We start from the raw sequence: 13307 nt of genomic DNA on the forward strand, positions 1-13307 counted from the left end.
TCGTGCAAGCATCTTATGTCACAGAATCAACTGCAACGTGGTTTGAAAGCCCGCCACCTGACGATGATCGCCATCGGCGGCTCCATCGGTACGGGCTTGTTCCTGGCGAGTGGAGGCTCGATTCACGAAGCCGGACCAGGGGGAGCTTTGGTCGCCTACATCGCTATCAGTATCATGGTTTACTTTTTGATGACCAGTCTTGGGGAAATGGCCGCCTTCATGCCTGTATCCGGCTCCTTTTCCACCTACGCCACCAGATTCGTCGACCCGTCACTCGGCTTCGCGCTTGGCTGGAATTACTGGTACAACTGGGCAATTACGATTGCGGTCGAACTGTCAGCCGCAGCTCTCATTATGAAATACTGGTTCCCGGATACTCCCGCCATTTTGTGGAGTGCCTTGTTCCTCGTCCTTATGTTTGCTCTTAATTTGTTGTCTGTCAAAGGCTACGGCGAATCCGAATACTGGTTTGCCTTGATTAAAGTAGTCACCGTCGTCGTCTTTATCATCATTGGTATTTTGATGATCTTCGGCATTATGGGTGGCGAAGCAGTCGGCTTCCAAAACTTCACCAAAGGCGATGCACCGTTCAATGGCGGCTTCATGGCGCTTCTCGGCGTCTTCATGATTGCCGGGTTCTCGTTCCAGGGAACCGAGCTTGTAGGGGTGGCCGCTGGTGAGAGCGAAGACCCTGCGCGCAATATCCCGAAAGCGATCCGCCAGATTTTTTGGCGCATCTTGCTCTTCTACATTTTCGCAATCCTGATTATCGGGTTGCTCGTTCCTTACGACAATCCGAATCTGATCAGCGGTGATATTACCGATATTGCCATCAGCCCGTTTACGATCGTCTTTGAAAAAGCCGGCTTTGCCTTCGCCGCCTCTGTGATGAATGCGGTCATCCTCACCTCCGTGCTGTCTGCCGGCAACTCCGGCATGTACGCATCCACCCGCATGCTGTGGGTGCTGGCGAAGGAAGGAAAAGCGCCAAAATGGTTTGCCAAAGTCACTCGCAACGGCGTCCCGATCAATTCCTTGATCATGACGGCTGCCATCGGTGCGCTGGCGTTTCTGTCTTCCCTGTTTGGAGATGGCGAGGTGTACGTATGGCTTCTGAACGCATCCGGCATGTCCGGGTTTATCGCTTGGCTCGGCATTGCCATCAGCCATTACCGCTTCCGCAAAGCGTACCTGGCACAAGGCCGCGACCTGCGTGAGCTGCCATACCGGGCGAAGCTGTTCCCGTTTGGCCCGATTTTCGCCTTTATCATTTGCTGCGTCGTCATTGTCGGCCAAAACTACTCGGCGTTTATCGGCGGCGAGATTGACTGGAACGGCGTGTTCGTCTCCTATGTTGGCTTGCCGCTGTTTTTGATCGTCTGGCTTGTCTACAAGTATACGAAAAAGAGCAAGCTTGTTCCGCTCCATAAAGTAGATTTCAGCATGGACGAAAAATAAATAGCTTTGCCAAACAAGTCATTGCAGGCTCCCTCACGTCGAGGGAGCTTTTTTATTGTTTCATTTTATTTTTCCGATCAACTTTCTTATGATTACATATTGACGAATGTAGACTGGAAATATATACTGTTCATGAAAATTTGATAATGAGAATCGTTATCGACAAACTCTTTTCCTATTCCCAAGGAGGCCCCATAATGAAGTCCAGGTTATCGAAGCATCTCTACAGCACTACACTGGTTGCCGCGCTTCTTGCAGGCAATACTCATTTGGCTATGGCCGCTCCTGCAGTTGTTGCAGCCGCAGAACAAACCCAGACCGCTCCTCTGTCTCTTCACGGTGCGATCGAACAGGCATTGAAAACCAGCATCGATCTTGAGCTGCTGCAAATAGATTACGATGTTACGGAATATGAAACGCTCTATACGCTGCGAGAAAAAGCGGCCATCCAGCTCGAAAACGTCAATACGCTCGATGATGCCAAGAAAAAATACGAAGACGCTGCCAAAGCGAGAAAAGACCTGGCGCTTAGCGAAGTCACTTTGAAAACCTCAAAAAACAATTTGCAGTTGCAAGTGCAAAAAGCGTATTTTGAAGTCTCTTCTCTGGAAGAAAAGATCAAGCTGCAAAAGCAAAGCATCCAACGCCAATACTGGTCGGAGAACGACGAAGCGAAAGAAAAGCTGTCCGCTCTGGAAACCAGCTACAAGCAGGCATTGGCCAAACTCAACGATCTGCTGAACGAAAAAAAGGACAAGTCCTGGCGCTTGGAAACCCGCGAGCTGTCCGCACCGCTTGTTGCCACTCTGGAAGAAGCCAAAGCGCAAGCCTACAAAAAGCGGCCTGACATGATGAAAGCTGTCGCCGAGAAAGATTTTGCCGAAGTCAAAGTTAACTACACGAAAGACTACACGCCCATCAGCACCTATAAAGGCAAAGTAGCCGTCAAGCAATTGCGCAAGTCCGACCTGGTGCTGGAACGACTGAAGCAAAAAGTCGATCAGGAAGTAGCCGACTCTTTCGAAAAGGTCGCCGCGGCGAAAAAAGCATTGGCTGAGAGCGTCCTTGCCAAAAACGAAGCAGCCAAGCAATACCAGCAAGCTTTGTCGGATTACACCAGTCAAAAAGCAGCCTTGAAAGACTTGATCGAAAAAGAAGCAAGCCTGTTTGCAGCAGAAACCAAAGCATCTGAATCGCTCTATCAATACAACCTTGCTGTCAGCACATTGGATCAATCGATCGGTTTCTAATATTTCGCTTCACGTAATATTTTTTCGTCATTTTCCCTCCTTTTTATCTGATGAATTAGGCAGCAAGCTCCAGACTGCCTTTTATATAGATCAGCGGCTCTCTCCTCTTTACTTTTGACCAAGCTCATAGCAAGAAAGGCGTCCGCTATCTGGATGCCTTTCTTGCTGCACGCTGCCTTTACACAAAATTTGTAAATTATTTAAACTCTTTGATTGATAAATGATGTTTTCTATCATTCCAACTCTCGATTTCGTATTGACGAACATCAGGTTGGAAATATATACTGTTCATGAAAATTGATAATGATTATCGTTTTCATTACTCGTGAAATGAAGGAGGCTTTGTAAATGAAGTCCCGGTTGTCCAAACATCTTTACAGCACCACACTGGTCACTGCTCTTTTTGTCGGCAGCTCGCACCTGGCTCTGGCAGCCCCTCTCGCAGCGGCGGTGGAACAAACAGCAGTAGCTCCCCTCTCTCTCGATCACGCTGTTGAGCAAGCATTGAAAAACAGTGTTGACCTGGAACTGGCGAGACTCGATTACGAAACCACTCGCTATGAGTCTCTCCTGACCCTTCGAGACACAGCGGCAATCAAAAAGGATGACGTCAATTCGCTGAGTGAAGCTTCTGACAAGTACGGAGATGAAGCTGAAGCGAAAAAAGATTTGCTCGTCGGTGAAGCTTCCTTTGCCACCAAGCAAAACGCTCTGCGCCTCGATGTCCAAAAAGCATATTTTGAAGTTCGCGCCCTGGAAGAAAAAATCAAGGTGCAAAAGAAAAGCATCCAGCGCCAATACTGGGCCGATGACAATGACGCCAAAGACAAGCTGTCCGCTCTGGAAAGCAGCTACAAGGAAGCATTGGCCAAGCTCAACGGCTTGCTGAATGAAAAACAGGACAAAGAGTGGTTGCTGCAAACGAGCGCACTGACCTCTGCCCCGCTGAATACAGTGGAAGAAGCTCTTGCTCTGGCCTACCAAAAACGCCCTGACATGATCGAAGCCGAAGCGAAAAGAGAGTACGCCCAAATCAAAGCCGATTTTACGGCAGAATACTCCGCGGGAAGCACATATAAAGGAAGAATCGCGCGCAACGACCTGCGCAAAGAAGAGCTGCTGCTGCAAAGCCTCAAACAAAAAGTGAGTCTGGAAGTCAGCGATTCCTACGAAAAAGCGGCAGCTGCCAAAGCTGCACTGACAGCAAGCAACGCTGCCAAAGAAGAAGCTGCCAAACAATACGAACAAACTCTTTACGATTACGCCAACAATAAAAAAGGCTCTTTGAATGACCTGATCGACAAAGAAGCAGAATTATTCGAATCCGAAACCAAAGCTGCCGACGCTCTTTATCAATACAATCTGGCTGTAAGCGCCTTGAATCAATCTGTTGGTTTCTAAAACTTCGCAATACGAAATAATAATTTCATTTTTTCCTATACGACCATTCCCATTGTTGTAACAGGCTGCTCCTATCAACCAGCCGCCTTTTCTACCATATACATGCATACCATTTTCGGTCGCAGCCAACTGCGGCCACTCCCATACGAGCAAGGCTTCATTCAGAAGATGAAGCCTTGCTTTTCATATGGGGCAAGCTTTCTTTCGTGAAGCGAATCCATTCGCGCGTCGCATACGAGAGATAGGCGTTTTTGCGCCAAATCATCCCGAGGTGCCATCGGATCGTCGGATTGACCAGCGCAAGACTGTGAAAACGGCGCGGGTCCAGCTCCCGGCAGATCGTTTGGGGCAGCAAGGTAATCCCGACATTGGCTGCCACCATTTCCGAGAGAAAGTCCCACTGAGAGCTTTTGTACATGACCGCAGGGTGAAAGCCGACTCGCACGCACTCGTCAATAATCCGGTTGTGCAAGGAAAAGTCTTCGTGAAACAGCAAAAAGCGCTCCTGCGCAAGCTCGATCAGCGATACCTCCTGCTGCTCGGCCAATGGATGAGTCGGGTGAACCACGACGCGAATCTGCTCGTTGACGAACGAGTACGACTCAAAAAGCGCTTCATCTGTCGGCAGCAAAACGACACCGCTGTCCAGCATCCCCGATGCGACATCTGCCTCCACTTTTTTCGAACCGACTTCCAGCAGCTCCAACTCGATCCCCGGATACTGCTCGCAAAACTTCCCGATGACTTTTGGAAAAAAGCTCGCTCCTACCATCGGCGGCAGCCCGATGCGAATTTTTCCGCGCTTTAGCTCCATCAAATCTGCCAACCTGATTTTCATATTCTCGAACGATTTCACCATGACTTCCGCCTGGGAGAACAAAACCCATCCCGCATCGGTCAACGTGATGCGCTTTCCGACCCGCTCAAACAGCTCTACGCCAATTTCCTCCTCCAGATTGCGCACCATCTTGCTGATCGTCGGCTGGGTAATATACAGCGACTCTGCCGCCTTGGTGAAGCTGCTATGCCGCGCTACCTCCAAAAAGTATTGCAAATGGCGAATGTCCATCCGCTCTTCGCTCCGTTTCTTCTATAGATAAGATGAATGTTACTCATTCTATATATGCATTTTACCTATGAAAAAAGCTGATGTACACTTTTCCCAAAGGGAGAGGACCATCATGAAAAGACTGATTATCATTGCGGGGCAAGTAGCATTTTTCATTCTCATGTCTGTTTTGATGAACCTGCTTGTTTCTGCGCTCGGCTGGAAAATCCCCGGCAGCATCCTGGGGATGTTTGTTGTGTTTTTCTTGCTCCAGGCCAAAATTTTGCGGCTGGAATGGATTGAAACCGGAGCCGCATGGCTTTTGGCAGAGCTGCTGTTGTTTTTTATTCCGCCGTCTGTCGGCATTGTCTCGTACCAAAGCCTGATGCTGCATGAAGGGCTGCAAATTGTTCTGATTATCGTGATCGGCACTGCGTTCGTCATGGTCTGCAGCGGCTTGATCGCCCAAAGCATCTCGAAGCGGAAGGGGCATACACGCTCATGATGACCGGACTGATTGGCTTTTTGCTGACTATCGTCATTTATTTGACGGCCAAACGGCTTTATCGCTATAGACCGATTATGCTCTTTTCGCCTATCTTGTTCACACCGCTTCTGCTGGTTGTCCTGCTGCTGTGCGCCCAAATCCCTTACGCTGATTACAACGAAGGGGGAAAATGGCTGGCGTACATGCTCCAGCCTGCGACTATCGCCTTTGCTGTGCCACTCTACAAGCACTATCCTTTATTGAAGAAACACGCGGCACAAATCATGATCAGTGTCGTGTCCGGCTCGGCGGTGGCCGTCATCTCCTCCGCTGTGCTCGCTTTGCTTTTGCATACCGATCAGCAAGTGCTCTACAGCCTTTTGCCGCGTTCCATCACGACGCCAATCGCCATGAACGTATCGCAAATGATCGGGGGCGTTCCTTCGATTACCGCCGTGCTCGTCTTGATGACCGGAGTGCTCGGTTCCATCATCGGGCCGTACATTATTGCTTACTTGCGGATTTCCGATGATATCGCGCGCGGTGTCCTGCTGGGCACAAGTGCGCACGGCGCAGGGACGTCCAAGGCGTTTGAAATCAGTCCGATCTCAGGCACTGTCTCCAGTATTTCCATGATCGTAGCTGCGCTTGTCACACAGCTCGTCGCCACGATCGTCATGTCGTCATAAATTTATCCGAAAAAGCAATGCTGCTGCATAAAAAAGAGGACAGCGCTACTGGCACTGTCCTCTTTGCTGTTTTCCTCGCCTGCCCTACTGCAATCGTCCCATCAGGCGCTCCATCCGATCCAGCGCCTTTTTCAACTGCTCCATGGACGTCGCATACGAGCAGCGAATGTGGCCTTGTCCGCTCTCGCCAAACACGTCTCCCGGCACGACTGCCACTTTCTCCTCCATGAGCAGCTTTTCGGCAAACTCGGCGGAACTAAGTCCTGTTGCCGCCACAGACGGGAAGGCGTAAAACGCTCCATCCGGTTCATGGCACGTAAGTCCGATCTGGCGGAAGCCATCGACTACGTAATTACGGCGCTGACGGTAACTCTCGATCATTCGCTCCATATCCGCGCGGCCATGGCGCAACGCTTCGAGTGCAGCCATCTGGGCCATCGTCGGCGCACACAGCATCGTGTACTGGTGAATTTTCAGCATGCCCGCGAGCAGATCAGGTGTGGCACACACGTAGCCGAGCCGCCAGCCTGTCATGGCAAACGCTTTGGAAAAGCCGGAAATCAGGATCGTCCGCTCTTTCATTCCCGGCAGAGCCGCGATGCTGTCATGCATGCGTCCGTACGTCAGCTCTGCATAAATCTCGTCGGAAATCACCAGCAGGTCGTGCTTTTCAATAATCGGCAGAAGCGTCTTCCACTCCTCTGCTGTCATCGTGCCCCCTGTCGGGTTGTTCGGGTAGCAGAAGATGATCGCTTTCGTGCGCTCTGAAATATTCGCTTCCAGCTCTTGCGGCGTCAGCTTGAATTGGTTTTCCATCGTCGTTTTCAAAAACTTCGGCACGCCGCCAGCCAGCCGAATGACAGGCTCGTAGGAGACGTAGCACGGTTCTACTACCAGCACTTCATCACCTGGATCGAGAATGGCACGCAAGGCGATATCAATCGCTTCGCTCGCTCCTACGGTTACGAGAATCTCCGTCTCCGGATGATAGCTGACCGAGAAGCGCTCCTCCAAATACTTTTGAATCTCGACGCGCAGCGGGAGCATGCCCGCATTGGAAGTATAGGCAGTGTGTCCGCGCTCCAGCGAGGAGATAGAAGCTTCGCGCATGCGCCAAGGCGTGACGAAATCCGGCTCCCCAACCCCGAGCGAGATGACCCCTTCCATCGATGCCGCCAGATCGAAAAAGCGGCGGATGCCCGATGGCTTCAAAGATGCGACTGTAGACGACAAGCGATTTTTTTTGACTGTCAATTGTGTACTCACGGCGTAACCACCATCCTGCGATCTTCGTCACGATCTTCCAGCTCAATGCCATCGTGCTTGTAGCGTTTCAAAATAAAGTGCGTCGCTGTCGATACGACAGAATCGAGCGTTGACAGCTTTTGCGATACGAAGGTAGCGACCTCTTTCATCGTCTTGCCTTCCAAAATGATCGACAAATCGTAGCTGGCGCCAGACATCAAGTAGACGGCCTTCACTTCAGGGAAGCGGCAAATGCGTTCGGCTACCTCGTCAAATCCGACATCGCGCTTGGGCGTCACTTTGACGTCGATCATGGCGTTGACGTAAGGATGATCCTCCACGCGCTCCCAGTTGACCAGCGCCGGATATTTCACGATCACCTTTTCTGCCTCCAGCTCGGCAATCGCCTGTTCGATTACCTCCGTAGGCTCTGCCAGCATTTTGCCGATTTGCTCGGCGCTCATGCGGCTATCTTCTTCCAAAAGGTGCAACAGCTCCCTTTGCTTCAAGCGATCCATTCCCCACCACTCCTATCTCTTTTTGGCCAAAATCAAAAAGCCCCAGCAACCTGATCCATGCTTTCATGAATCGGGTTGCTGAGGCGAAGGTATCGCGGTACCACTCAGCTTTTTTGCCTCTCTCGCAAAAGGCAAACTCGTGCAGTCTTGTCAAAAAGACATGCGCCCCGTAACGCGGGGAAAACGCTGCTTTCTACTGAACCGTTCAAAAGCAGGGCTCCAAGGTGGCTTTCAAAAAGAGTTCGCGGCCGCCCTCCCAGCAATCAGGCAGCTCTCTGGTCGTCAAATCCCTTTTTTACTTTCCTTTTCACAGCCATGTATTTGTGTGCGTATTGTTGTTTGCTTGAATGTCTCAGATTATAAAAAGGTTTTTCGTTATTGTCAACTGACAACTTCATGGGTGGAAAGTCCGATTTCTATGGCATAATGAGAACAAACATGAAAATTTTGGCGAGAATCCAAGCCTATTGTAAGTGGGGAATCACATGAAAAAAAGCATCGGCGTCATCGATCTCGGCTCCAATACAGCCAGATTGGTCATTTACGAGCAAGACGATTCGGGAATGGTAGCAGAGATAGACAATATCAAATACAGCTTGCGATTGAGCAACCACCTGCGTGCGGGCAGACTGGACGAGGAAGGCGTTGCCAAAACGTTGACAACGATGCGCCAGTTCAAGAAACTGCTGGACGCGCGAAAAGTCACCCAAGCCATCGGAGTTGCCACCGCAGCAGTTCGCCAGGCGGAAAACGGCCGGGAGCTGACAGCGGCAATCGAGCGGGAAAGCGGCATTTCCATGCGTGTATTAAGCGGCAAGGAAGAGGCGCGATACGGCTATCTCGCCGTCTTGAACAGCATGCCTGTGGACGAAGGAATCACCATCGACATCGGCGGCGGCAGCACAGAGGTTACTTACTTCCGCGACCGCCAGCTGATCGAAAGCCACAGCTTTCCATTCGGCATCGTGACATTGACCAGTCAATTTTTCCGCGAAGAGGTTCCGAGTGAGGAAGAATTTGCGCAGCTGCGCACCTTTTTGGCCGATTCGCTTGCCACTTGTCCCTGGCTTGCCAACCGCCAATGTCCCGTCATCGCCATCGGCGGCACAGCGCGCAATCTGGGCAAAATTCACCAGCGCCAGGTTCACTACAGCATGGACAGCCTGCACCATTACCCCATCCAGGCAGATGCGGTAACGAACATTTTGAACGCCCTGCGCAGGCTGCCGCTGGAAGAACGCCGACAAATCCCTGGCGTATCCAAAGACCGCGCCGATGTCATTCTCGCGGGCATGGCGGCTTTTGAAAGCTTGCTTCACTACGCGCAAAGTGATTGCCTGCTCGTAAGCAACAAAGGGCTGCGTGACGGGGTGTTGTACGAAACCGTCTGGGGTGAACAGCCGCCTGCCTCGACCGCCATCGTCCGGGAGCGCAGCGCCTTGCAGTTCATGAACCGCTACCAGGTTGACCAGCCGCATTCGCGCCATGTGCGCGACCTGGCCTTGTCGCTGTTTGACCAGTTGCAACAGCATGCGCTCCATTCGTTCGGCGGATTCGAGCGGCAGCTTTTGGAAAACGCCGCCCTCCTGCATGACACCGGACGCACGATCAACGTCTACGAAGCTTCCGAGCATACTTTCTACCTGCTGTCCAACGTGCTGATGGCAGGCTATACCCATCGGGAACGGCTGCTGCTCGCCATGATTGCGTCCTATAAAACAAACAAGCTGGCGCAGAGCCAGATTGCCCGTCACCCGGATTTGCTCGGCAAGCAGGACAAAAGTCTCGTAGAGAAGCTGGGCCATTTGCTGCTTTTTTCCAGAGTGCTGGATCGCTCGATGACCCAGGCGATCAGCGCCGTCCGCCTTGCTTCAACAGGCGGCGAGTTCGTTTTGTCCTGCACGGGAAAACAGCCGGATTTGCTCGAGTATTCCTTGCTCGATGAGCCGCTGTCCAAGCTCTCGAAAGCTTGGAAAATCCCGCTGAAAGTCGTCGTGGACGCGTAGCCCCGACAAAACTTAACAATCGCTTAACAGTAGACTGCTATACTATTCCTTGCCAGTTATGATCTATCTTTTACTATGCGAAAAAGGTTGGTTCATGATGAAGGATTTTAGTATTCCAGATTATTATATCAACCGGGAATTAAGCTGGATCGCTTTCAACGAGCGCGTGCTTTTTGAAGCTTCCAATCCAGACAATCCGCTTTTGGAGCGGCTCAAGTTCATCGCGATTGCCAGCAGCAATTTTGACGAATTTTTCATGGTCAGGGTGGCAGGTCTAAAGGACCAGGTCAAAGCCGGCTTCACCAAGCCGGACAACAAATCCGGGATGACGGCAAACGAGCAGCTGTTCGCTGTGTGGGATCGCACTCATCTGGTGATGGAACGGATGTACTCGATCCTCAAACACCAGATTACGCCGGAGCTGAACAAGGCGGGAATCCGCTTTTTGCAGGCAAATCAGCTGAGCGAAGAGCAAGCCGTATTCGTGCGCGCCTTTTTCCATCATCACCTGTATCCGGTGCTGACTCCGATGGCCGTAGATGCCAGCCATCCGTTTCCCATGCTGTTGAACAAAAGTTTGAATCTGGCTGTCTTGCTGGAAGACACAGAGGAAGAAAGCGAAGGCCCGCTGTTTGCTGTTGTGCAGGTGCCGTCTGTCTTGCCGCGTTTTCTGGAGCTGCCTTCCCTCGATGGCGAGGATCATTTTATCTTGTTGGAAGACGTCATCGCGGAGCATATGGACAGCCTGTTCCACGGCTACAACATCGTCGAGGTCAGTCCGTTTCGCATCACGCGCAACGCCGACTTGACTTTTGACGAGGACGAAGCCGATGACTTGCTGGAAGCGATCGAACAAACGCTAAAAAAACGCAAGATGGGCGAGCCTTCCTGCCTGGCCGTCTCTTCGTCCATGAGCGCATACTTGCAAGCCACTCTGCAAGACTGGCTCGATCTCACTGACAAAGAAGTGTACTGCCTCGATGGTCCGCTCGATCCTGCGTTTTTCTTCCGCTTCCATGCGCTGGCAGGCTACGACCATTTGCGCTTTGAACCGCTCGATCCGCAGCAGCCGCTTGATTTGGCGAAGCAGGACGAGGATTTATTTGCGGTCATCCAAAAAAGGGACGTGCTGCTGCACCATCCTTACGAATCTTTTGAGCCGGTCATCCGATTTGTCCAACAGGCCGCGAACGACCCCAAGGTGCTCGCAATCAAGCAGACGCTGTACCGGGTCAGCGGCGATTCCCCGATCGTCAATGCTCTCCTCCAAGCTGCGGACAACGGCAAGCAAGTCACTGTCCTGCTGGAGCTGAAAGCGCGTTTTGACGAGGAGAACAACATCGTCTGGGCCAAAAAACTGGAGAACGCCGGATGCCACGTCATCTACGGCTTGGCAGGGCTAAAGACTCACAGCAAAATCACGCTGGTCGTCCGCTCCGAGGGCGATAGCCTGCGCCGATATGTGCACCTTGGCACGGGCAATTACAACGACAAAACCGCAGGCGTGTACACGGACATGGGCATGTTTACTTCGCGTGAACAGGTCGGGGCAGATGCCACCCACTTTTTCAACCATCTGTCCGGCTATTCCCACCCGCCAAAATGGGAGGAAATCGCCACCGCTCCTGTCGGATTGCGCGAAGCGTTCCTCGATCTGATCGAAGGCGAAATTCAAAATTGCCTGGCGGACAAGCCTGCTTACATCACCGCCAAGATGAATGCTTTGACCGACAAGGAAATCATCGAAGCGCTGTACCGCGCCTCGTGCGCCGGGGTGAAAATCAATCTGATCGTCCGCGGCATTTGCTGCCTGCGTCCAGGCATTCCCGGCGTCAGCGAAAACATCCGGGTCACGAGCATCGTCGGCAGATATTTGGAGCATAGTCGCATTTACGCCTTTTGCAATGGCGGCGATCCAAAAGTGTTCCTGTCCAGCGCGGACTGGATGACTCGCAATATGATCGCCCGCGTCGAGATTTTGTTTCCCGTGGTGCAGCGTGATCTGAAGGAGCGGATCATGCACGTCCTGGCTACGATGTTGCAGGATGACGCCAAGGCCAACGTGCTCATGCCAGACGGCACGTATGTGCGCGTGCAGCCAAAAAACCTCTCGCCTCTGAACAGCCAGCTATTTTTCTGGGAAGAAGCTGTTCAGTCCAGCCAGCCGTGCCAGTCCGCTCCGTCGCTTCAACAGCGATTCAAACCGATTACCGCCCCGTTGGAAACCGTCTCGCCTTTTTCATAAACGAAGCGCCTGAGCATGAGCAGCTCAGGCGTTTTTTGCGTTCGTTCCAGCGTCAGTTATTGGAAAAATATTATATTGTCATATTGACATTGTTAAAAAGACATTATAATATAAACATAACAGGATCGACCAGCACATTACAGAAAGGATGCGATCGTGAGCATGCATCGCCTGTCAGCCAAACGCCTCTTTTTTCGCACCAAGAAGCATCGCTCGCCAGACGGGCTTCCGACCGATATTTGTCTCTTTACCATCCTGTCCGTTCCGCGTGCAACCAAAACCAAATCGTTGCCGCACAAGCAGCTGGCTGTTCTTTTGATCAAGCGCAAAAGCGACACCTACGGGGAGCAGTGGGCTTTGCCCGGCGGCTTTTCCAAGGAAAGCGAGACGCTGGATGAATGCGCCTACCGCGAGTTGAAGGAAGAGACGAACATCGACCGCGACGTCCACATTGAGCAGTTGAAAACATACTACAAGCCAGGTCGCGACCCGCGCGGCTGGATTCCGAGCGTCGCGTACGTTTCCCTCGTTCACGAAGATTTGCTCAAACATGCGCAGGCTGCCGACGACGCTTCCGATGCGCAATTATTTCCCATCGAAGAAGCTTTCGCTCTCAACCTGGCATTCGATCACCGCGAGATTTTGACGGACGCTTTGCAGCGCGTGCGGGAAAAAATGCTGCAAACGAACATCGCCAAAGCGTTCCTGCCTGAGCGGTTTACGCTGAGCGAGCTGTTGCAGGTCATCGAAACAGTCGTGCCCAGCTTCAAAGTGAACGATCGGGGCAATTTTGAACGCCGCCTGCTCGCCACTACGAGAAGGCAAGGCATTCTGGAAGCAGCAGTAGATGATTCGGGCCAGCCTGTTTACTCGACCGAGTATTCCAACTCTCCCGCCAAGCTGTACCGCTTTTCCGACTTCATCCCGACTGCCATGATTTACTGACAGGCTTACCCACAT

General features: G+C 51.9%; 11 protein-coding genes and 1 other annotated feature. Of the genes, 8 read left to right on the top strand and 3 right to left on the bottom strand.

Annotated features, from left to right (window positions below):
• The first annotated feature begins 15 nt into the window (after nt 1-15).
• From IRJ17_RS26865 to IRJ17_RS26875, 3 genes are all read left to right on the top strand, one after another.
• Nucleotides 16-1458 carry an amino acid permease gene (locus IRJ17_RS26865; protein WP_122963244.1) on the top strand — a complete coding sequence of 481 codons (1443 nt, stop codon included), beginning with the start codon at nt 16-18 and terminating at the stop codon, nt 1456-1458.
• A gap of 197 nt (nt 1459-1655) precedes the next feature.
• Entirely contained in the window at nt 1656-2708 is a 1053-nt protein-coding gene (locus tag IRJ17_RS26870) for a TolC family protein (RefSeq protein WP_242772485.1), read from the top strand.
• 348 nt (nt 2709-3056) lie between these two features.
• Nucleotides 3057-4109 carry a TolC family protein gene (locus IRJ17_RS26875; protein WP_173600021.1) on the top strand — a complete coding sequence of 351 codons (1053 nt, stop codon included), beginning with the start codon at nt 3057-3059 and terminating at the stop codon, nt 4107-4109.
• 157 nt (nt 4110-4266) lie between these two features.
• Here the strand turns inward: IRJ17_RS26875 and cidR are convergent, their stop codons facing one another.
• The gene (gene cidR, locus IRJ17_RS26880; protein ID WP_122962717.1) at nt 4267-5178 is read right to left on the bottom strand and encodes a cidABC operon transcriptional activator CidR; all 912 of its coding nucleotides are present in this window, start codon (nt 5176-5178) and stop codon (nt 4267-4269) included.
• A 112-nt stretch (nt 5179-5290) separates the two neighbouring features.
• On the opposite strand from cidR, the gene IRJ17_RS26885 reads away from it, so the two are divergent.
• The gene (locus tag IRJ17_RS26885; protein ID WP_122962716.1) at nt 5291-5662 is read left to right on the top strand and encodes a CidA/LrgA family protein; all 372 of its coding nucleotides are present in this window, start codon (nt 5291-5293) and stop codon (nt 5660-5662) included.
• Nucleotides 5659-6333, top strand: coding sequence for an LrgB family protein (locus IRJ17_RS26890; protein ID WP_122962715.1), 675 nt, complete (start codon nt 5659-5661; stop codon nt 6331-6333). The genes IRJ17_RS26885 and IRJ17_RS26890 overlap by 4 nt, the downstream gene beginning before the upstream one ends.
• Before the next feature lie 84 nt (nt 6334-6417).
• Here the strand turns inward: IRJ17_RS26890 and IRJ17_RS26895 are convergent, their stop codons facing one another.
• Together IRJ17_RS26895 and IRJ17_RS26900 are read right to left on the bottom strand one after the other, a co-directional pair.
• Complete coding sequence (locus IRJ17_RS26895) at nt 6418-7599, bottom strand: aminotransferase (RefSeq protein ID WP_063229678.1); 1182 nt, start codon at nt 7597-7599, stop codon at nt 6418-6420.
• A complete protein-coding gene (locus IRJ17_RS26900) occupies nt 7596-8096 on the bottom strand; it encodes an Lrp/AsnC family transcriptional regulator (protein WP_122962713.1) in 501 nt (166 codons plus the stop codon). The genes IRJ17_RS26895 and IRJ17_RS26900 overlap by 4 nt, the downstream gene beginning before the upstream one ends.
• A gap of 76 nt (nt 8097-8172) precedes the next feature.
• Nucleotides 8173-8416 (bottom strand) — a binding site (T-box leader).
• 165 nt (nt 8417-8581) lie between these two features.
• Between IRJ17_RS26900 and ppx the strand changes: the two genes are divergently transcribed.
• From ppx to IRJ17_RS26915, 3 genes are all read left to right on the top strand, one after another.
• Nucleotides 8582-10102, top strand: a complete 1521-nt coding sequence (gene ppx / locus IRJ17_RS26905) for an exopolyphosphatase (protein WP_217021846.1) — start codon at nt 8582-8584, stop codon at nt 10100-10102.
• A gap of 94 nt (nt 10103-10196) precedes the next feature.
• Entirely contained in the window at nt 10197-12347 is a 2151-nt protein-coding gene (locus IRJ17_RS26910; protein WP_281869411.1) for an RNA degradosome polyphosphate kinase, read from the top strand.
• Between the two features lie 162 nt (nt 12348-12509).
• A complete protein-coding gene (locus IRJ17_RS26915; RefSeq protein WP_122962710.1) occupies nt 12510-13292 on the top strand; it encodes an NUDIX hydrolase in 783 nt (260 codons plus the stop codon).
• The last annotated feature ends 15 nt before the right edge of the window (nt 13293-13307 follow it).

Source organism: Brevibacillus parabrevis, from assembly GCF_022701015.1.
Classification (GTDB): domain Bacteria; phylum Bacillota; class Bacilli; order Brevibacillales; family Brevibacillaceae; genus Brevibacillus; species Brevibacillus parabrevis.

Bases quoted from the DNA above. Each gene is read 5' to 3' on its own strand.
- IRJ17_RS26865 (WP_122963244.1), top strand. From the start codon at position 16: ATGTCACAGAATCAACTGCAACGTGGTTTGAAAGCCCGCCACCTGACG.
- IRJ17_RS26870 (WP_242772485.1), top strand. From the start codon at position 1,656: ATGAAGTCCAGGTTATCGAAGCATCTCTACAGCACTACACTGGTTGCC.
- IRJ17_RS26875 (WP_173600021.1), top strand. From the start codon at position 3,057: ATGAAGTCCCGGTTGTCCAAACATCTTTACAGCACCACACTGGTCACT.
- cidR (WP_122962717.1), bottom strand. From the start codon at position 5,178: ATGGACATTCGCCATTTGCAATACTTTTTGGAGGTAGCGCGGCATAGC.
- IRJ17_RS26885 (WP_122962716.1), top strand. From the start codon at position 5,291: ATGAAAAGACTGATTATCATTGCGGGGCAAGTAGCATTTTTCATTCTC.
- IRJ17_RS26890 (WP_122962715.1), top strand. From the start codon at position 5,659: ATGATGACCGGACTGATTGGCTTTTTGCTGACTATCGTCATTTATTTG.
- IRJ17_RS26900 (WP_122962713.1), bottom strand. From the start codon at position 8,096: ATGGATCGCTTGAAGCAAAGGGAGCTGTTGCACCTTTTGGAAGAAGAT.
- ppx (WP_217021846.1), top strand. From the start codon at position 8,582: ATGAAAAAAAGCATCGGCGTCATCGATCTCGGCTCCAATACAGCCAGA.
- IRJ17_RS26910 (WP_281869411.1), top strand. From the start codon at position 10,197: ATGATGAAGGATTTTAGTATTCCAGATTATTATATCAACCGGGAATTA.
- IRJ17_RS26915 (WP_122962710.1), top strand. From the start codon at position 12,510: ATGCATCGCCTGTCAGCCAAACGCCTCTTTTTTCGCACCAAGAAGCAT.